The organism is Paludisphaera mucosa, assembly GCF_029589435.1.
Taxonomy (GTDB): Bacteria; Planctomycetota; Planctomycetia; order Isosphaerales; family Isosphaeraceae; genus Paludisphaera; species Paludisphaera mucosa.
In genome coordinates this window covers 3663450-3682848 of sequence record NZ_JARRAG010000002.1, presented here as the reverse complement: position 1 = coordinate 3682848, position 19399 = coordinate 3663450, and the positions used below count along the sequence as shown (strand labels likewise).

The window sequence follows — 19399 nt, the reverse complement described above, 5'->3', positions numbered from 1 at the left end:
GATGGAGGAATCGCTCCGCCGGGCGGGGCGCTGGACCGGGGCCCGCGGCGGAATTACCATGGCGCCTCCGCGCGAGGGCTTCCCGACGCCGTTATGATGGCGGTGGTCGACCACCCTTTCCCGGATTGAGACGAGACGGAGGACGAGACGCATGCACGACGATCGAGCGAGCGTGGACGAGGTCGAGGTCGAGGTCGAGGAAGCCGGCTCGGGCGTCTCGCGGCGGGGATTCGCCGCGACGACCTTGGCCGTGGGGTTCGCCGCGGCCGTCCAGCCGGTCTCGGCCCAGACGATCACGACGGACGCCCAGGGCCTGGACGCCGGCGTGGTCGAGATCCCCACGGCCGACGGCAAGATCCCCGGCTACCGCGCCCTGCCGACCGGCGCGGGGCCGTTCCCCGTCGTCCTGGTCGTCCAGGAGATCTTCGGCGTCCACGAGCACATCAAGGACATCTGCCGCCGCCTGGCCAAGCTCGGCTACTACGCGATCGCCCCCGAGCTGTACTTCCGCCAGGGCGACGTCTCGCAGACGAAGGACTTCCGCGAGATCATCGGCAAGGTGGTCTCCAAGGTCCCCGACGCCCAGGTGATGTCGGACCTCGACGCGGCCGTCGCGCTGGCGAAGGGCTCGAAGGGGGACGTCTCGAAGCTGGCGATCACCGGCTTCTGCTGGGGCGGCCGGATCGTCTGGCTGTACTCCGCGCACAACCCCGACCTGAAGGCGGGCGTCGCCTGGTACGGCCGGGTCGTCGGCGACAAGGACGACCTGCATCCCAAGAACCCGATCGACGTCGCGGCCGACCTCAAGGCCCCGGTGCTGGGCCTCTACGGCGAGGCCGACGCCGGCATCCCGGTCGCCAGCCTGGACCAGTTGCGCGAGGCCGCCAAGGCGGGCAAGACCGAGGTCGAGATCCACGTCTACCCCGGCGCGCCCCACGCCTTCAACGCCGACTACCGGCCGAGCTATCGCAAGGCCGAGGCCGAGAACGGCTGGCGGCGGCTGCTGGACTGGTTCCAGAAGCACGGCGTCGCGCCCAAGGCGTGAGCCTCGCCCGGTCCGTGGACCCGGCGGACCGTGGGAATGCGCCTGTGGCTGGACTATGATTTGCGTGAAGTCACGGGGCGGGCCGGATGGTCGGCCCGCCCCGAGACGACGTCGAGTCAGGCCCCACCACAGGAACCGCCCCCATGTTCTTCGGCGCCGATCCCCTGTACCTGCTCCTGGTGATGCCGGCCCTCGCGCTGGCGGGATGGGCCCAGACCCGCATCGTGACGGCGTACCGCGAGGGGTCGCGGTATCGCGCGTCGTCGGGGGTGACCGGCGCGCAGGCCGCGGAGATGGTGATGCGGGAGGGGGGCGTCCAGGGGGTGACGATCGAACCCGTCGCCGGCCAGTTGACCGACCACTACGACCCCTCGCACAAGGTCCTCCGGCTCTCGTCGGGGAACTTCCAGGAAGACTCGCTCGCGGCCGTCGGCGTCGCCGCGCACGAGGCCGGGCACGCGATCCAGGACGCGACCCATTATCCCCTGCTGGTGGTCCGCAACCTGATGGTCCCGCTCGCGGGCCTGGGCTCGAACGCCTCGATGATGCTGCTGATCGGCGGCGTCGCGCTGCAATGGCCGGCGCTCATGTACATCGCCATCGGCCTCTTCTCGCTGGCCGTGCTGTTCCAGGTCGTGAACCTGCCCGTCGAGTTCAACGCCAGCCGACGCGCCCGGACCATGCTCCAGCAATCGGGCTTGATCTCGCCCGAGGAAGACGTCGTCGTCGGTAAGGTCCTGAACGCGGCCGCAATGACCTACGTCGCCGCCACCCTGACGGGCGTCTCGCAGTTGGTGTACTTCCTCATCCGCAGCGGCGCGGTGGGACGCGGCAGCCGCGACGACGATCGGACGGCCTGACCTCTCCCGATCATCCCTCCGGGGCATCGGCCGCCGAGGAGATTCCGGCGGTCTGAAGACCAAGGGGCGTTCGCAATCGCCGAGGCTGGCCCATGATCTCTACAGGGATGGTGCGCGCGGCACCGCCCCGTGAGGATCCGGGGTGAGCGATGGAAGGCGGCTCGCAGAAAAAAATATCGACGACCGAAGCCAATCCCGGAGGCCGTTTTTCGACCTTAAACCCCAATAGCAATAGGGTTTAGGTTGTATGGGTCTGTTGGTCGCCCGGGACGAGCGGAGCCGATTTTTTGGGTTGGAGCGCCGCCAGGGTTCGGCGGCCCCTGAGGGATCGGGTCAGGGGGCGGACGGCTTCGCTTCGCTGGAGGGTTTGGGCTCGGCGGGCTTCGGTTCGGCGGGCTTCTCGAAGACGATGACGTGCTGCCAGGGGAGGAACTCGTGGGAGGTCTTGAAGGTGAAGCCGCGGGGCTCGACCTCGCGGCGGACCTGTTCGAGGGTCATCTTGTGCTCGGGCTTGATGGGGACCTCGGGGTCCTCGCCGCGGAACTCCACCAGGACGAGCCGGCCGCCGGGCTTGAGCGCGGCGAGCATGCCGTCGAGGAGGGCCTCCGGGCTTGAGCACTCGTGGTAGACGTCGACCATCAGGATCAGGTCGACCTCGCCGGCGGGGAGCTTGGTGTCGCGCTGGGTGCAGAGCAGGGGGCGGATGTTGCGGACGCCGGCGGCCTTGGCGTTGTCGCGGAGCATGGTGAGCATCTGGCGCTGGACGTCGGTGGCCAGGACGACGCCCGCTTCGCCGACGCGCTTCGCAAGCCGCAGGCTGTGGTAGCCCGCGCCGGCGCCGACGTCGGCGACGGTCATCCCGGGGGCGATCTCCAGGGCGTCGAGCATCGCCTCGGGCTGCTCCTCCTCGACGCGGGTCTCGCGGAAGAGCCACTCGACGCCCTCCCACGACATGACGTCGGCGATCGGCCGGCCCATGTAGAAGCCGGGCCGGTCGCGGCGCGCGGGCTTGGCCTTCGGCTTCTCCTGCGGCTTCGCGTCGCCGGGCGGCGTCGGGGCGGGTTGCTGGGCCTGCGCGCGAGCGGCGGCGAGCCAGGCGCAGAGGATGGCCGCGAGGAGTCGACCGGTCGCGTTCGTCATGGTGCCTCAGTCGCCGAAGGCGTAGCGGACGATGCAGTAGAGCGCCTGGAAGCCGTCCTTGACGCCGATCTTCTTCCCCTCGCGGTAGGTTCGCCCGTGGTACGACACGGGGATCTCGTAGATCCGGCAGGCGCGTTCCTGGCCGTTCTCGTCCTTCATGCGGTAGCGGGCGACCTTGGCGGTGACCTCGGGCTCGAAGCCGAACCGGTCGCTCTTCAGGGGGATGCTCTGGATGATCTCGCGCTTGAAGAGCTTGTAGCAGACCTCCATGTCGGTCAGGTTCAGATTCGTGAACATGTTCGACAGCAGGGTCAGGACCTTGTTGCCGACCGAGTGCCAGAAGTAGAGCACGCGGTGGGTCTCGCCGACGAACCGCGAGCCGAAGACGACGTCGGCCCTGCCCTCGATGATCGGCTGGAGCAGTTCGGGATATTGCTCGGGCTCGTATTCGAGGTCGGCGTCCTGGATGATCACGACGTCGCCGGTGGCGTGCTTGAAGCCGGTGCGCAGCGCCGCGCCCTTGCCCTGGTTGACCTGGTGGAAGGCGACGACGAGGTCGTCGTCGGCCTTGGCCAGCTCGCGGAGGACGTCGGCGGTGCCGTCCCGGGAGCAGTCGTCGACCAGGATGATCTGCTTGCGGATGGGGACGGCCCGGACCCGGCGGAGGATCTCGTGGATCGTCTTGTGCTCGTTGTAGACCGGGATGACGACCGAGAGCAGGAAGTCGGGCGGGATCCGGTAGACGCCGATCTTGCGGCAGAAGGTCTCGCCGAGGTTGCTCAGCAACCAGTCGCGGCGTTCCTCGTCGAGCGGGAAGTTCGGGCCGCCGCCTTCGTGCGGATCGGCGTCGGCCAGCCTCGAAGGCGCGGCGGAAGAGGGGTCGAACATCGCGATGCAAGCCTCCTGGGTCGAGTCCGCCGCGATCGGCTCGGGGGCGCTCCTCGCCTCCCGAAGGCCCCTGCGGGCCGCCGCCGCGGATCGTCGCTAAGGATGATCTGGCGGTCATGATACGCCAGACGTCGGAAACAAAGGAAGCCGGAATCCGGCCGGGCCGCCGCGATCAGGGATCCTCGGGGTCCAGGTCGGGGCCGCGGACGGCGCGGCTGCCGGCCTTGGGGGCCTTGGCGGACTTCGGCCTGGGGGCGTCGGCCTCGGCGTCCGCGTCGGCGCCCTCGAGGGTCGTCTTGGCGGCGTCGCCGCGGGCGCTCGACTTGGCGCGGCTGGCGACGGCGATGTCGAGGAAGACGAGGACCTCGGTGCTGCTGGGGGCGCCCAGCGGGGTGCCCAGCCAGCCGCCCTTCTTGTCGATCACGCCGGGGTGGATGCCGCCGCTGAGCAGCAGCGTCTGGCCCAGCGGCCAGTTCTTGATGGTCTGGTCCAGCCGGGTCTGGTAGGCGACGGGGACGTCGATCGACATCTCGCTGGAGCCGACCTCGCGGGGGGCGATGATCTTGGTGCGCTGGAACGCCTGCACCGAGTTGACGGTCAGGTCGACCGCGGCGTCGGCGGCGTCGCCCTCGTGGGTGAGCAGGGGGCTCATCCGCAGGACGATCGACTCCTCGAGCTTGTCGGCCTTGGGCTGGAAGCCGGTCCCCGCCGCGCTCTCGCGCTGGATGCCGCCGGAGTAGGTCCGGGGCTCGAACGTGCGGACGGTCAGGGTCTGGCCGTTGACGACCTCGACCTTCTGATCGACCAGACGGCGGAACCCCTGCTGCATCTGCATCTGCGCCAGGACGTGGGCGGCGTCGTCCATGGCGAGGGTCCAGATCTGCTGCCCCTGGGGGCCGCTGCCGACCGGCTCCAGCCTCCAGTAGACGGCGTGCCGCCAGCGGGTGTCGACGGCCGCGACGACCTGGATGTGCAGCGAGAGCACGTCCTCGAGCGCGTCGGTGAACCGCTCGACGACGCTGTCCACCTGGTCGAGGACCTCGGGGCTGTTGTACGCCCGCAGCTCGGTCTTGCTCGCGGTCAGGACGGCGGTCTTCTCGCCGTGCCAGTCGGCGGTCCCGGTGCGGCGGAAGATCCAGTCGAGGATCGCCTTCTGGGGGACCTTCTGCTCCAGGGCGGCCTGCGTGTAGCGCGTGATCGGGAAGCTTCGCCACTGGAAGCCGGGCTCGTTGACGAAGCCCGCGGGCTGGGGCTCGTCGGCGTCGAGGGCGGTCCGCCGCGACGCCTGGGCCTCGGCCTCGGCGGTGCCGGCGGGGCGGAAGTCGGGGTCTTCGCGGGGCTTCGGCTTCGGCTCGCGCCGCTTCGGCTCCTGCCCCAGGAGCCTCGACGGCGCGAGGGCGCCCAGCAGCGTCGTCAGCATCAGAGCGGTGCGGCGATCCATGCCACGAGGCCTCCTTGCCGGTTGGGGCGGGATCCGGACGGCGAGGCGATCGGCGGGCCGCGGACGCGAAGCCGCCGACCCGACGCCTCGGCCCGATCATCTGGCGGAAACCTAGCAGACACCGAAATTCGGCTCAAGTCCAATCGGCGATCGGCCGAAGGACCTCCGCCGCGCCGCCGACGCGCCGCTTGACGCCTCGCACGCCGCGATGCTCTAATCGACCTCCTCGACGGGAGTCCCGGGGTCGGCTTCGGCCGGCCTTCGAGAACGGGAAGAATAGGGAAGCCGGTGCGATTCCGGCGCGGGGCCGCCGCTGTAAACGGCCGAAAAGCGCGAGCCGCAGGGCCACTGCCGCGAGGTGGGAAGGCCGCTCGACGCCAGGCCGTGAGCCAGAAGACCTGCCCGTCGAGCCCATTTTGCTTGGGATGCTTCGGCCGCGAGCATCCGGGCGAGCGCGTACGCAGGCGACCTGCTCCCAGCGACTCACCGGAAACGACGACATCCCATCCCCGCGCGGGCCCACCGCCCGCGCGCGTCACCTCCCTGGAGTCCCGCCCATGCGTCTCGCCATCGCCCCCGCCCTGACCCTTGCGGTCGCCCTCGTTTCGGCGACGCCCGCCGCCCGCGCCGGCGACGTCCTCACGACGACCACTTTCGAGGGCTTTCCCGGCCTGACCGCCCCGGAGAGCTACGCCAACAACGCCAGCGGCTCCTCGGTCGGCGACGGCTCGTTCGCGTTCAACGGCAACGGCTTCAACAATCATTACGACGACACGTTCGGCCCTTACTGGGACGGCTGGGCGATCTCGAACCAGACCCTGCCGACCAGCCCGAACGCCGACTTCATGAACCAGTACCTGGCCGTCCCGACGGCCGGCGCCGGCGGGTCGTCGAACTACGCCGTGGCGTACTCCCCGGAGAGCGTCTTCCGGTCGAACTACGCGACGATCACCCTGGCCCAGGGGCAGTCCGCCTACTCGATCGACGTCGCCAACACCCTGTACGCCTTCATGGCGATCACGCAGGGCGACGGCTGGGCCCGCGCCTTCGGCCTGGGCGATTCGTTCAAGCTTTCCATCGAGGGGCTCGACGCCTCCGGCCAGGTCGTCGGCTCGGTCGACGTGACCCTCGCCGACTACACGAGCCAGGACTCCCGGGACTGGTACGTCCGCGACGACTGGACGACGGTCGACCTGACCTCGCTCGGCTCGGCGGCCCGATCGCTCCGGTTCGATTTCGAGACCACCGACGTCGGGGCGCTGGACGGCGAGGCCCGGACGCCGCTCACCGCCGCGTTCGACAACTTCACCACCTTCGCCCCCGCGGCCGCCGTCCCCGAGCCGGCGACATGGGCGCTGATGAGCCTGGGGCTGGCCGGAACCCTCATCTTCGGCCGAAGCGGGTGGCGCAAGGTCTGAGGATTGCGGTAAAAGAAGACCCCTGGGAGACCGCCGGAGGGGAAGGCGGTTGGGGATAAGTCGCTAAACCGGGGTATCTCCGAAGTCCGATACCTGAGACGAACCGAGACGACGTGCCACGGCCTCCGAGGTCGGGGCGAACCGGCGTGGCGCGGTCGACGGCGGAGCCGTCCCAGGAGTTCGTCCAGGATGTATCAGGGAATCCAAGCGAGCAGGCCGGCCCCGGGCCGTTGGAGATCCGCGCTGGTGCTGGGGGCGCTGGGACTGGCGTCCGCCTCCTCGGCCCGCGGCCAGGCGCCCGAGTTCGACGTCCCGGATCCGCCCGGGGTCTCCGCGGGGCGCAGCATGCTCGGCCCCGCGCCGGGGGCCGCGGGCTCGGGCCGGATCGGCGGCGCGGACGAGCCGGTGATCGGCGGCCGGGCGGGGCCGTCGGCGACCCGCGCCCCGCTCGATTCGGCCACGCCCCGCTCGGGCCGGGGCGAGATCCAGGGCCAACCCGACCTTCGGGTCCGCGCGCTCCCCGAGGCGTCTGTGCCCACCTACGGGGCCCTCGACCTGCCGGCCGCCGACGTGCCGATCGGCGGCGAGGAAGGCTATTCGATCGACGACGCGATCGCGATCCTGCTCCAGCGGAACCTCACCCTGCTGGCGATGAAGTACGAGATCCCCATGGCCGAGGCCGACGTCCTCACGGCCGGCCTGTGGTCCAACCCGATCTTCTACGCGGACGCCCAGCTCGTCCCCTACGGCCACTACTCGTCCTCGCGGCCCGGCGGCCAGACCCAGTACGACGTCAACATCACCCATCCGATCGACGCCAACGGCAAGCGCCGGATGCGGAAAGAGGTCGCCCGCGTCGCCAAGCGGGCCGTCGAGGCCCAGTTCCAGGACGCCGTCCGCCGCCAGATCGACAACCTCTACACGTCGTTCGTCGACGTCGCCGCCGCGAAGCTCACGCTCGAATACAGCCGCAAGTACGAGCAGGGGATCGCCCAGCTCCTGACCATCAACGCGGACCTGCTCGAGAAGAAGCAGATCTCGGAAGACCCGGTCTTCGCCCTGCGCGCCCAGCACGAGGCGTCGCGGGTGCAGGTCCGCGAGGCGACCCTGTCGGTCACCCGGACGACGCGCACGCTGGCCCAGCTCCTGGACGTCCCCCGCGACCAGGCCCTTTCGATCCAGATCAAGGACCGGCTCCGCGACGAACGCACGCTGCCGATGCCGGAGGACCAGCTCGTCGCCCTCGCCCTCGAGCGCCGGCCCGACCTGGCCGCGATGCGCCTGGGCGTCCAGCGGGCCCACGCCGACGTCCGCCTGGCCCAGCGCGAGCGGCTGTCGGACTTCTACCTCCTCTGCCAGCCCTACACGCTGCAGGACAACCGCCCGAGCGGCGTGAAGAGCCCGACGTCGTGGGCCTTCGGCCTGACGGCGCCGATGCCGCTCTACAACCGCAACCAGGGCAACATCGCCCGCGCCCACCTCAACGTCGACCAGACCCACCTGGAGCTCGCCCGGATGGAGCGGCAGGTGCAAGACGAGGTCGTCGACGCGGCCAACGAGTTCGAGCTCAGCCGCCTGGCCATGATCGAGGCCGAGACGCGGATCCTCCCGGCCTCGCGACGGGTCCGCGACGCGGCCTTCCGACGCTGGCAGGGGGGCGAGTCGAACATCCTCGAATTCCTCGCCGCCCAGCGCGACTTCAACGAGCGCGTCCGCGACTATCGCGACGTCATCGTCCGCCACCGCCGCGCGTCGCTCGACCTCGACTCGGCGGTCGCGATGCGCGTCCTCCCCTGACACGACCCGAACCGATCGGATCCAGGCCCCGGGCCCGGTACGGGTCGCCGGCGCCGCCAGCCCCTCACGGAGCGAGCATGCCGATGGACCGCCCCACGCCCCCGCCCACCCCCCGCCGCCGGCCTCGCTTCGCGCCCCGTTGCGAGCGACTCGAACTCCGAACGGTCCTCTCCGGCCCCTCGGCCGTGGGCGGGGCCGCCCTCAACTTCGGCGGCTCGTCGGGACTGAGCTTCAACGCGTCGACGGCCGCGGCGCTCGCGGGGGTGGACGTCTCCGTCTTCCCGCTTCGCTACCAGAAATTCACCGCCCGCTTCCAGGGGAACTACCTCACCGCGCCGGCCCGGCTCGACGGCTTCTCGACGATGCTCTACATGAACGGCGGCGGCATGGGCTCGATGTTCCTGCACGGCAACATCCAGATCGCCTACTACACGCCGACCGACGCGACCCAGCCGGCCGTGGGCCGCTCCCTCATCCTCCCGAAGAGCGCCATCCAGAGCGGCTCGCAGCTCGTGCTCGACCTGCAGGCCGTCCCGGGCGCGCTCGACAAGTCGGGCCGGCCCACGACGTTCACCTGGACGGTCGATCCGGCCAGCTCGGCCCAGTACACCGCCAGCCAGGGCGCCGGGACGGTCGAGTTGGTGTATACGCCCAGCACCCGAGGCCCGCGCGGCGGCGGCTCGGGTCGGCTGGGCGTCATCATCTCCGGCCAGATCGGACTGACGGGAACGGACGATCCGCTGCGGGGCAAATGACCGCGTGAGGCGAGGCCTCGCCTCAGACGACGGCTTCCTCGAGGACCACAGCCTTCGCCGACTGCGACCGCCGGGAGTCGAGGCTCCAGGCCCCGCCGCCGTTGGCGATCAGGAAGAGCATGGCGCCGGCCATCGACAGGTTCTTCATGAACTGGATCATCTGCTCCTGACCCTCCTGGCCGGGGTGATTCCAGAAGTCGTGGAAGAGGTACGTCGTCGGCAGCAGGAAGAGGAATAGCAGGAGCGCGCCCAGCCGCGTCTTCCAGCCCGCGATCACCGACAGGCTGCCGGCGACCAGGAAGGCGATCGCGCCCAGCAGCAGGAACTTCGGCGCGGGCAGGCCCTTCGAGCCCAGCAGGTCCGACACCTGGTTGAAATTCGGGATCTTGTTGCCGACCGCGCTCAGCAGGAAGATCGTCGAAAGCGCCACCCGACCCGCCACGCTGACCAGACCTTGAAACGCCGTAGCCATGAAGACCTCCGTATAGCAGGAACTGAAAAGAGGCTCGAAGAGGAAACCCGCTCACGACCGAGCAGGGGCGGGCCGCCGGACGAGGCGCCGACCTCGTCCGGCCCTGAATTGAGCCCGGCTCAGGCCAGGTCGAAGAGCATGACCTCGGCGGGCTGGTCGGCCCGGAGGGCGAGCGACGATTCGCCGCTGACGGCGGCCCCGTCGCTGGTTTCGAGGGGCCGGCCGTTGAGGACGACCGAGCCCTTCAGGACCTGCAGCCAGGCGTGACGGCCCGGCGCGAGGTCCCGATTCAGCTCCTTGCCGGGGTCGAGCGACGCCAGGTGGATCGAGGCGTCCTGGTGGATCTTCAGCGAGCCCTCGCGGCCGTCGGGCGAGACGACCACCCGCCAGGCGTCGCGCCGCTCGGCGTCCGGGAAGGCCTTCTGCTCGTAGCTGGGCGTCAGCCCCGGGCGTTCGGGCAGCAGCCAGATCTGGTAGAGGTGGACCGGAGACTCGTCCGACGGGTTGGCCTCGCTGTGCCGCACGCCCTGGCCGGCGGTCATCCTCTGGACCTCGCCGGGGCCGAGCACCGACGCGTTGTTCATGCTGTCGCGGTGCTCGAGCGCCCCCGAGAGGACGACCGTGACGATCTCCATGTCGCGGTGCCCGTGCATCCCGAAGCCCTGGCCGGGCTGGACCACGTCCTCGTTGATGACGCGGAGCGAGCGGAAGCCCATCTGCCGGGGGTCGTGATACGTGTTGAACGAAAAGGTGTGCGCCGTCTGCAGCCAGCCGTGGTCGGCGCCGCCGCGGTCGGCGGCCTTGCGGATCGTGATCATAACAAAACCTCCTATTGCGACCGACGTGAACTTGTAACTGTAAATTGGTATGTTGGGGAGTCTGCGGCTACGGGGCCTCGAGCGGCTCGCGGATCTTGTCCAGGAGCCGGCCGAGCGTGGCCAGCTCGGCCGGGGTCAGGCCCGAGCAGATCCGCGACTGCAGCTCTTTCAACGGGCCGTCGAGTTCCTTCAGGATCGCCTCGGCCCTGGGGGCGATGACGACGTAGATGATCCGCCGGTCCTCGTCGCAACGCTGGCGGTGGACCAGTTCGAGCTTCTCCAGGCGGTCGATCAGGCCCGTGATCCCGGGCGTCTCGGTGAGCATCCGGTCGGCGATGCCCAGGATCGGCGTGGGGGCGCCGAGGCCCCGCAGGATCCGCAGGACGTTGTACTGGGCGGCCGTCAGGCCGTGGTCGCGGAGCAGCCTCCCGGCGTGCCCCTGGACCCGGTCCGCCGTCCGCACGAGGTTCAGCATCGCCGCCTCCTCCCGCGTGCCGAACGGCTCCCGCTTGCCGATCCTCCGCCCCAGCTCGTCCGACATCGCCCGCCCTCCCATCGACCGCGACTTTCGTCACACGTCATTAGTTTACGTGTCAACTATCGACGAGTCAAGATTAGCCGGGGATTTCGCTGGACGGCCCCGGGGCGTGCATGGTGTGATCGGCCTCACGCCGGGAGGCGGGGAGGGTCGGATGCGGGCGGACGATTCCGATGCGACGGTGCGGTTCCCCTGCGCGTGGTGCGGCCTCGGGGTCACGGCGCCGGCGGGCGTGGCGAAGGTGAAGGGGCGGTGTCCGCACTGCGGGGCCGTCCAGGACGTCCCGCGGCCGGCGACGCCCCCGCCCGAGCCGTACGCGCTGATCGAGGAACCGCCCGCCCCTGCGGTCGCGGCGCCCACGCCCACGCCCGTTCCCGCTCGCGTGGTGCGAGGTTCGAAAGGCTTCTGGCGGAGCCTCCTCCACGAATCGGCCGGGCGCGAAAGCGTGCTGGCGGCCGAGATCTCGGCCCTGCTCCTGCTGAGCGTCGCCGACCTGATGACCACCTACCACCTGATGCGGACGCATCCCAAGTTCTACGAGTCGAACCCCGTCGCGCAGTTCTTCTTCGCGAGGTGGAACATCGCCGGCATGGCGGTCTTCAAGTTCTCGGTCATCGCGTTCGTGGTCGTCGTCGGCGAGGTCGTCGAACGCCGCCGACCTGGGCTGGGCCGATTCGTCATCCTGACCGGCTGCCTGGCCTCGATGGTCGTCGTGGTCCACGGCCTGCGGCTGGCCTTCGGGGAATTCGCCGCGGAGTAGGGGGCGCGTCCGTCGTCACGGCGCCAGGTCGCGACGGACCCGGAAGAATTCCACGTCGCGACGCCGGACGAAGCCCGCGTTCTCATAGGCCGACCTCGCGACGGCGTTGTCGGCGTCCACGTGCAGGAACGGCGTGAGGCCCTCGCGGAGGATCGCCCCGACGAGCAGGGCGACGAGACGGCTGGCGTGGCCCTTCCCCCGCGCCTCCGGGCGCGTGGCGACGCCGCTGATCTCGCGATGGCCGTCGAGGCACATCCGCTGACCGGCCATCGCGACCAGTAGGCCGCCCTGGCGGACGCCCAGGTACATCCCCATCTCGGGCGTCCTCGGCCGGAAGTACCCGGGGTAGACCTCGGCCATGAGGTCGATCATGTCGGGCGCGTCTCCCGGCCCGAGGACCGCGACGCCCTCGTCGCTCGCCGGGGGGGCGATGCGGCCGACGAAGACCATCTGCGCGATCGGCGGGAGACGCTCGGCCGTCACGCCTGGCGGCAGATCCGGCGCGACGCCGGCGACGTAGAGCGTCTCTCCGGGCTCGATCAGTTCGGCCATCGCGGCGGTGGATTCCGGGCTCGCGTCGACCGTCCCCAGGAACGGGGCCATGTCCGCGGGGTAGCGCCTGGCCCGCTCGCCGCCCAGGGCCAGATGGGTTTGCCGCGTCGTCAGGGCGCTCCAAATGACGTTGTCCAGCATGGACCGGCGACCCCCTCGCATGAACCTCAGCCGATCTCGAACGCGGTGATCCCATAGATGCGGTCGAGCGGCAGGCCCGGGTCTCCCCGCAGATACATGCGGACGCACTCGAATTCGGGGGTCATGCCGTATCGCCCAGCCAGCGCCATTCCGTCCCGGTTCGGCTCGGGGACGTCCAGGTAGACCGGACCGCCCAACCCGTGGTTGCCGAGGGCGGCGAACAGGGCGTCGGCTGCGCGCTCGTCCTCGGCGAACAGGGGGCCGATTTTGAATCCCGTCCGGCAGGGTCGGATGACGCCGTAACCGCCGATCTCGCCGTCCTCGACGAACGCCAGGGCCGTCGCGCCGGGCTGGGCGATCCAGCGCGCGAGGAAAGTCGGCCGAGGCGCGGAGAAGTGCCGGGCGTCGTAATCGGCCAGCCTCTCGAAGTCCACGCTCTCGGCGTCGACGATCCGGCCGTCGGGGTCCAAGGCTTGCCGAGGCGTGTAGACGTGTCGGATGCTCCGATGCGCCGGCCGGTAGCCGAGCCGGCCGTATTTCTCGACCATCGAGGTCACGCCGTCCAGGCCCGCGTTCCGGTCCCCGACGTGGCGCATCAGGGCCTGGGTGATCGCCATCCCGTAGCCGAGTCCGCGGAACTCCGGGGCCACGATGTAGAGGCCGACGAACGCGAAACGGTCGTCATACGCGACCGCCGAGGCGCGGCCGACGACCCGGCCGTCCATCACCCCCATGAAGAACCCCGTCGGGTCGATGGCCCAGAAGCATTCGGCGTCGTGCAGCCCGGGATTCCAACCCTCGCGCGCGGCGGCCTCGATCGCGAGGTCGAGTTCGGGCCGGGGCATGCGTTCGACGTGAAAGCGGTTCATCGAGGTCCCCATCTCGCGCCCCGGTCCGGGAGTTCCGGCGCTTCGCCCTTTCCATGGTGCGTCTGAATCGTGGGCTCGTCAAACCTCGGGGCCGCTCGGGCCGCGAGGTCGCGAGGTTGCGGGCGGTTTCACAAGGGTTGTACAATCGCGGCCACTCCGTGTCGCCCGGTCCTCGAAGCCCGAACAGGACGCCCGCCCCATGCCCCCCGGATTTCCCTCGCGGACGACGCTCGCCCTCCTGCTCGGACTCGCCCTCGCCGCCCCCGCGCGGGGGGACCTGCCCAAGGTACCGGACGGCTTCAAGATCCGGCTGGTGGCGGCGGTGCCGGCGGTGTCGTATCCGTGTCAGCTCGCCACCGCGCCGGACGGCTCGCTGTTCGTCGGCGAGGACCCGATGGACCAGGTGGGCCCGGCCGACAAGCCCATCGACCGCGTCCTGGTGTTCCGCCCCGGCAAGGATCCCGTCGTCTTCGCCGAGGGGCTCAACGCCGTCTTCGGGATGCTCTGGCACGACGGATCGCTCTACGTCATGAACATGCCCAACCTGACCATCCTTCGGGACACCGACGGCGATGGCAAGGCCGACGTGCGCAAGGAGTTGTTCACGGATATGGGGGTGGGGCCCGGCTTCCCCAACATGCTCAACGACCACATCGTCTCGGGCATTCAGGTCGGCATGGACGGTTATCTGTACATCTCGGTCGGCGACAAGGGGGTGCCCAAGGCGACGGGCCCCGACGGCCGGACGATCCAGCTCAAGGGGGGCGGCGTGGTTCGCTGCCGGCCCGACGGCACGATGCTCGAAGTCCTCTCTTCGGGCACGCGGAACCACCTGGAGCCGAACCTCGACGCCCGCGACACGCTCTTCACGTACGACAACACCGATGACGGCCTGGGCTGGTGGACGCGGGTCGTCCACCACGTCGACGGCGGCTATTACGGCTATCCCTTCGACTATCACGACCGCAAGGACAAGATCCTCCCCCACATGGCCGAGTACGGCGGTGGCTCCCCCTGCGGGGGCCTCGTCTACGAGGAGGACGCCTGGCCCGAGGACTTCCGCGGCCGCGCCTTCTGGTCGGAGTGGGGCAAGCGCTCGGTGCGGGCCTTCCGCTTCAAGCCCAAGGGGGCGAGCTTCGAGGTCGCCGACGTGGTCGAGTTCGTCCAGCCGGGCGACGTCGAGAGCTTCCGGCCGATCGACCTGGCCCTATCGCACGACGGCGAGACCCTCTACGTCGCCGACTGGTCGATGGGCGGCTGGGGCGAGAAGAAGGACCAGTTCGGCCGCGTCTACGCCGTGACCTACGCGGGCGAGCCGATCGCGCGGAAGCCGCGCGGGAAGGACGCCGATCCGACGCCCTCGCTGATCGCCTCGCTCGACCACCCGGCTCGGTCGGAACGGCTCCGCGCCCAGCGCGAGCTGATCCGCCGCGGCGACGCGGCCTATGACGCCGTGACCGCCGCCCTGGCGAAGCCCGAGACGCCCGAGACGGCCCGTCGGCACTTGACCTGGGCCGTGGCCGACATCGCCCCCCGCTCGCCGCGCGGCCAGGAGCCGGTGGCGGCGGCCCTCAAGGACCCCTCGGCCGACGTCCGCGCCCAGGCCGCCCGCGCGATCGGCCTCAATTTCGGCCCGGTCGCGGCCGACGCCCTCGTCGAGAGGCTGGCCGACCCCGAGGCCCCGGTCCGGCTCCAGGCGATCATCGCGCTGGGGCGCATCGCCGAGCCCTCGGCCGTCGCCGCCTTGATCCCGATCGTGGCCGACCCCGACGCTTTCCTCGCCTTCTCCGCCCGCAAGGCTTTGGCCCGCATCGGCGACTGGGAGAAGGTCTCGAAGGGCCTGGAGTCGCCCGATCCCCGGGTTCGCGAGGGCACATTGCTGGCCCTCGAAGGGGTCTATCGCAAGGAGGCCGTGACGGTGCTGGCGGGCTTCGCCGCCGGCGGGGGCGAGGCGTCCGAACGAGCCCTCGCGGTGCGGCGGCTGGCCTCGGCGGCGCGTGAGACGCCGCCCTGGGACGGCAAGTGGTGGGGCACGCAGCCCGCCAAGGGCAAGCCGCCGGCGAAGACCGTCGAGTGGGAGGGGACGACGATCGTGCTCGACTCGCTCCGCGCCCGGCTCGACGACCCCGCGTCGCCCGTCCGGATCGCGGCGGCCGACGCCGTGGCCGAGGTCGACGATCAGCCGTCCAAGGCCCTCATCCGGGCGAGGCTTCCCAAAGAACCCGATCCCGAGGTCCGCGCGGCCCTGGCCCGGGCGCTGGGCGGGCTGCACGACGCCGAGGCGCTGCCGATTCTCGCCGCGGCCGTCCGGGACGCGAACGGGCCCGACGTCGTCCGCGACGCGGCGCTCAAGGCGGTCGAGGCGATCGGCGGCGAGCAGGCGACGGGCGTGCTGGTGGAGGTGCTGGAAGATCCCGCCCTGGGCGACGACCGCCGCAAGGGGGTGGTCGCGGCGCTGGGGCGGTTCCAGGCCGAGGCGGCCGTCTCGGCCCTGGTGAAGACGCTCGCCAACACCGCGCCCTCGGTCCGCGAGGCGGCCGTCGGGGCCCTGGCTTCGGTGCTCGACGCCAGGAAGGGCGACGCGCCGGAGCCGGCCCTGGCCGCGATCCGCGCGCGGCTCGACGACCCGGCGCTGGAGGTTCGCAAGCGGGCGATCGAGTCGCTCGGGACGCTGGCCGACCCGGCGTCGGTCCCGGCCCTGATCGCCGCGGCCGACCGCGAGGACGTCCGCTTCGAGGCCGTCGAGGCGCTGGCCGCCCATCCCAATCCGGCGGCGCTCTCGGTCTACCTGGGCGCCCTCGGCGACAGGAGCCCGGCGATCCGCAAGCGAGCCGCCGCCGCGCTGGCCCAGTTGAAGGACCAGGCCGCGCCGCGGCTGGACCAGCTGGCCGGCCGTCGCGAGCTGCCGGCCGCCGCCTTGCCCGACCTCCGCGAGGCGTTCTCGGTGGCGGCGCCGATCGCGACGTGGAGCCTCGCCGGGCCGTTCCCGATCGACGCCCCGCCGCCGTTCCCGCTCGACCAGCCGATCGATCCCAAGGCCGAAATGGACGCGATCGACGGTGCGAAGGTCGCTTGGAGGGAGGCCGCGGCCCGCGAGCGTCGGGGCCGCATCAACCTGGCGCGGATCTACAGATCGAGCGACAAGCGTTCGGCCTTCGGCGTCGCCGAGTTCGACAGCCCGTCCGACCGCGCGGCGAAGTTCACGGTCGGCTCGGACGACACCTTGACCGTCTGGGTGAACGGCGAGCAGGTCTACCACTTCGGCGACAGCCGGAGCTACAGCCACGAGTCCGACCACTTCGACGCCAGGCTTCGGAAGGGGCCGAACCGCATCGTCGTCCGCTGCGGCAACAACGGCGGGCCCTGGGACTTCTCGGTGGCCGTCTCGGGGGCGGTCGACTACGCCTTCCTGAAGGAGCCGGCCGCGGGCGGGTTCGATCCCGAGGCCTATCGCGTCGCGGCCGTGAAGGGGGGCGGCGACGCGAACCACGGGAAGGCGATCTTCCACGATCTGAAGGGGCTCGCCTGCGTGAAGTGCCACGCGGTCGGCCCGGGCGGGGCGACGGTCGGGCCCGAGCTTTCGAGCGTCGGGGCCAAGTACCCGAGGGACGAGCTGATCACGGCCGTTTTGTACCCCTCGGCGAAGATCTCCAGCGGCTACGAGCCGGTCGTCCTGGCCCTCGACGACGGCCGCGTCCTCTCGGGGATCGTCAAGAGCGAGACGCCCGAGGCCGTCGAGCTTCAGGACTCGGAGGCCAAGACGATCAAGGTCGAGGCCGGACGCATCGAGGAACGCAAGCGCGGCGACGTCTCGATCATGCCCCCGGGACTCGCCGAGGGCATCAGCCCCGCCGACTTCGCCGACCTGATCGCCTTCCTGGAGACCCTCAAGGAAGTGAAGCCCGCCGCCGCCCCGCCGGCCGGTTCAGGCGGCTGATCCGCCCGAGAATTCCGCCTTCGTCCCTTGAATCGACGACGCCCGGGCGCTCTAATGGCCCCTTGTGCGACAAGTGTCGTAGAAGGCGTCGAGGCGCGTGCGATGTCGTTGGGGATGTTCTTGCGGCGCGAGTACGTCGTCTCGATCGGCCGCGGGTCGTTGTTCCGGGACCGCCTCCTGGCGGCGGCCCTGACAGGGTCCGCGGTGCTCGCGTGCCTCCTGCTGTGGGACTGGAACCGGTGGGACCGGACGTCGATCGCCGGGGCCTCGTCGGTCGGCCGCGTCGCTTTCGGGCTGCTTGTCGTCGTGCAGGTCGGCTTCGCGGTCGCGTTCGTCCTCCCCACGGCGCGGGCGATCGCCTCGGAGCGGGACGGGAGGTCGCTGGACGACCTGCTCGCGACCCGCCTGTCCAGCTCGGAGATCGTCCTCGGCGTGATGGCGGCGGGCCTGTTTCGGTTCGCGAACGCGCTGGCGGCCACCATCCCGGTGTCCGTCCTGATCGTCTACCTGGGCGGGGTCGATCCTCGGTACGCCCTGCTGGCGTTCGCGGGCTCCGCGTCGACGGCCCTGCTCGTCGCGGCGATGTCGGTCGCGGCCTCGGTGGAGTCGCGCACGGCGGGTCGCGCGGCCAGGTCGGCGTTCGGGCTCCTCTACCTGTGGTTCGTCGTCCCGGCGCTCTTGCTGACGGCCCGCGGCTTCCTCCTGCCGGCCGTCCCGGACTGGCTGCTGACGCCCCTCTTGTGGGCTCTCGACGGCGGTCCGCTCGGCCCGGCGGGGAGCGGGATCGGCATCCTCCCGAGGCCCTGGGGCATCGTCGAGGCGGTCGCTCGCATGGCCGCGATCCAGGTCGTCGTCGCCGGGGCGCTGACGGCCTGGGCGATCCGGCGGCTTCGGCCGGTTTCGCGTGCGCTGTACGACCTCGAAGGGCGAATCGGCCTGCTCCAGGCTCTGCGGGCGGCGAGTCGATCGCGGCCGAGGCGACGCCTCTGCGGCGACGACCCGGTGTTCTGGAACGAGGCTTTCGGCCAGCCGACGGAGACCCGGGCGGGCCGCGCCGCGAGTCGAGGGGTCCAGTTCGCGGGGATCGGCGCGATCGTCGTCTGCACCTGGTGGTTCGCCGGGCCCGCTTTCAGGGAGTTGGCCGATCGCGGCTACGGGCCTTCGGCCGAGGCGTACCGGATGCCGGAAATGAATCCGCTGCCCCGGGTGATCGCCGAGCGGTTGGTCGTGGGGACGGCCGTCGTTCCGGCGCCGGGGCGGGCGCGGCTGGAGTTCAACCTCGCGCTCCGGCAGTTCACGGCGCTGGTCGCCCTCGGTTTCGCCATCTCGATCTTCGGGTTCGGAGTCGAGGGCGTGGCCCGCGAGCGTCGACGCGACACCTGGACCGGCCTGCTCGCGACGCCGCTCTCGGGCCGAGACATCATCCGAGGCAAGGTCCTGGGGGCGCTTTGGAAGGCTCGCTCGACGGCGGCCGTGCTGCTGGGGCTGTGGACGGTCGGGCTCGCCGCCGGCGCGGTCCACCCCCTGGGGTTGGCCGCCGCGCTCTTCTGGATGGGCGTTTCGGGACCGCTGTACGGGATGCTCGGCGTCTCCGCGGGCCTTCGAGCGGAGGAGTCGAAATGGCCCCTCAATCCGGCCATGTGGGCCCGGTCCCTCGCGGCCTTCTTCGGCGTGTCGACGCTGTTGACCCTCGTCCCCATGCTCCTCGCCGGGGCATCTCTCTTCACTTATGAAGACGTCCAGGCCGCGGCCCGCTCGGGACCGTTCCCGCCGTTCGACGAGCCGATCCTCCGGCCCTGGATCGGCGCGCGGACGATCGGCCTCGCGTGCCTCGGCGGGACGACCGCGCTGCTGGTCGAGGCCGTCCTCTTCGCAGGGACGCTGACGCTCGCGTTCGACGCGCTCGTCGGCCGGCCGGCTCGCCCCCGTGAGGACGCGCCGGCCGGGGCCGCGTCGTGACTCCCGTTC

16 protein-coding genes and 1 riboswitch are annotated in these 19399 nt (G+C 70.8%); of the genes, 8 read left to right on the top strand and 8 right to left on the bottom strand.

Going from position 1 to position 19399, the window contains the following annotated elements:
- The first annotated feature begins 151 nt into the window (after positions 1 to 151).
- Positions 152 to 1045 carry a dienelactone hydrolase family protein gene (locus PZE19_RS23900; RefSeq protein WP_277863117.1) on the top strand — a complete coding sequence of 298 codons (894 nt, stop codon included), beginning with the start codon at positions 152 to 154 and terminating at the stop codon, positions 1043 to 1045.
- 143 nt (positions 1046 to 1188) lie between these two features.
- The gene (locus PZE19_RS23895) at positions 1189 to 1905 is read left to right on the top strand and encodes a zinc metallopeptidase (RefSeq protein ID WP_277863116.1); all 717 of its coding nucleotides are present in this window, start codon (positions 1189 to 1191) and stop codon (positions 1903 to 1905) included.
- A 333-nt stretch (positions 1906 to 2238) separates the two neighbouring features.
- Here PZE19_RS23895 and PZE19_RS23890 read toward each other — a convergent pair whose 3' ends face one another.
- The 3 genes from PZE19_RS23890 to PZE19_RS23880 form a co-directional block, all read right to left on the bottom strand.
- Positions 2239 to 3045, bottom strand: a complete 807-nt coding sequence (locus tag PZE19_RS23890; RefSeq protein ID WP_277863115.1) for a class I SAM-dependent methyltransferase — start codon at positions 3043 to 3045, stop codon at positions 2239 to 2241.
- A gap of 6 nt (positions 3046 to 3051) precedes the next feature.
- Positions 3052 to 3933 (bottom strand): glycosyltransferase family 2 protein, encoded by an 882-nt coding sequence (locus PZE19_RS23885; RefSeq protein WP_277863114.1) that lies wholly within the window; start codon positions 3931 to 3933, stop codon positions 3052 to 3054.
- A gap of 172 nt (positions 3934 to 4105) precedes the next feature.
- Positions 4106 to 5374, bottom strand: a complete 1269-nt coding sequence (locus PZE19_RS23880) for a hypothetical protein (RefSeq protein WP_277863113.1) — start codon at positions 5372 to 5374, stop codon at positions 4106 to 4108.
- Positions 5375 to 5612: 238 nt separating this feature from the next.
- Positions 5613 to 5794, top strand: a riboswitch (cobalamin riboswitch).
- 137 nt (positions 5795 to 5931) lie between these two features.
- Here PZE19_RS23880 and PZE19_RS23875 point away from each other — a divergent pair.
- The 3 genes from PZE19_RS23875 to PZE19_RS23865 all read left to right on the top strand — a co-directional run bounded on the left by PZE19_RS23875 (position 5932) and on the right by PZE19_RS23865 (position 9344).
- The gene (locus tag PZE19_RS23875; protein WP_277863112.1) at positions 5932 to 6792 is read left to right on the top strand and encodes a DUF4465 domain-containing protein; all 861 of its coding nucleotides are present in this window, start codon (positions 5932 to 5934) and stop codon (positions 6790 to 6792) included.
- 189 nt (positions 6793 to 6981) lie between these two features.
- The gene (locus PZE19_RS23870; protein WP_277863111.1) at positions 6982 to 8589 is read left to right on the top strand and encodes a TolC family protein; all 1608 of its coding nucleotides are present in this window, start codon (positions 6982 to 6984) and stop codon (positions 8587 to 8589) included.
- A gap of 77 nt (positions 8590 to 8666) precedes the next feature.
- On the top strand, positions 8667 to 9344 hold the full coding sequence (locus PZE19_RS23865; RefSeq protein ID WP_277863110.1) for a hypothetical protein: 678 nt from the start codon (positions 8667 to 8669) through the stop codon (positions 9342 to 9344).
- A 22-nt stretch (positions 9345 to 9366) separates the two neighbouring features.
- On the opposite strand, the gene PZE19_RS23860 is transcribed toward PZE19_RS23865, so the two are convergent.
- The 3 genes from PZE19_RS23860 to PZE19_RS23850 form a co-directional block, all read right to left on the bottom strand.
- Positions 9367 to 9816 (bottom strand): DoxX family protein, encoded by a 450-nt coding sequence (locus PZE19_RS23860; RefSeq protein WP_277863109.1) that lies wholly within the window; start codon positions 9814 to 9816, stop codon positions 9367 to 9369.
- Positions 9817 to 9935: 119 nt separating this feature from the next.
- Positions 9936 to 10634, bottom strand: coding sequence for a pirin family protein (locus PZE19_RS23855; protein WP_277863108.1), 699 nt, complete (start codon positions 10632 to 10634; stop codon positions 9936 to 9938).
- Between the two features lie 67 nt (positions 10635 to 10701).
- Positions 10702 to 11175, bottom strand: coding sequence for a MarR family winged helix-turn-helix transcriptional regulator (locus tag PZE19_RS23850; protein WP_277863107.1), 474 nt, complete (start codon positions 11173 to 11175; stop codon positions 10702 to 10704).
- A 151-nt stretch (positions 11176 to 11326) separates the two neighbouring features.
- Here PZE19_RS23850 and PZE19_RS23845 point away from each other — a divergent pair, with 151 nt between their 5' ends.
- Positions 11327 to 11932 (top strand): DUF5658 family protein, encoded by a 606-nt coding sequence (locus tag PZE19_RS23845; protein ID WP_277863106.1) that lies wholly within the window; start codon positions 11327 to 11329, stop codon positions 11930 to 11932.
- Between the two features lie 15 nt (positions 11933 to 11947).
- On the opposite strand, the gene PZE19_RS23840 is transcribed toward PZE19_RS23845, so the two are convergent.
- Both PZE19_RS23840 and PZE19_RS23835 read right to left on the bottom strand, forming a co-directional pair.
- Positions 11948 to 12625, bottom strand: a complete 678-nt coding sequence (locus tag PZE19_RS23840) for a GNAT family N-acetyltransferase (RefSeq protein ID WP_277863105.1) — start codon at positions 12623 to 12625, stop codon at positions 11948 to 11950.
- 26 nt (positions 12626 to 12651) lie between these two features.
- Positions 12652 to 13494 carry a GNAT family N-acetyltransferase gene (locus tag PZE19_RS23835; protein WP_277863104.1) on the bottom strand — a complete coding sequence of 281 codons (843 nt, stop codon included), beginning with the start codon at positions 13492 to 13494 and terminating at the stop codon, positions 12652 to 12654.
- Between the two features lie 199 nt (positions 13495 to 13693).
- On the opposite strand from PZE19_RS23835, the gene PZE19_RS23830 reads away from it, so the two are divergent.
- On the top strand, positions 13694 to 17431 hold the full coding sequence (locus tag PZE19_RS23830; protein ID WP_277863103.1) for a PVC-type heme-binding CxxCH protein: 3738 nt from the start codon (positions 13694 to 13696) through the stop codon (positions 17429 to 17431).
- 102 nt (positions 17432 to 17533) lie between these two features.
- The gene (locus PZE19_RS23825) at positions 17534 to 19390 is read left to right on the top strand and encodes a hypothetical protein (protein WP_277863102.1); all 1857 of its coding nucleotides are present in this window, start codon (positions 17534 to 17536) and stop codon (positions 19388 to 19390) included.
- The last annotated feature ends 9 nt before the right edge of the window (positions 19391 to 19399 follow it).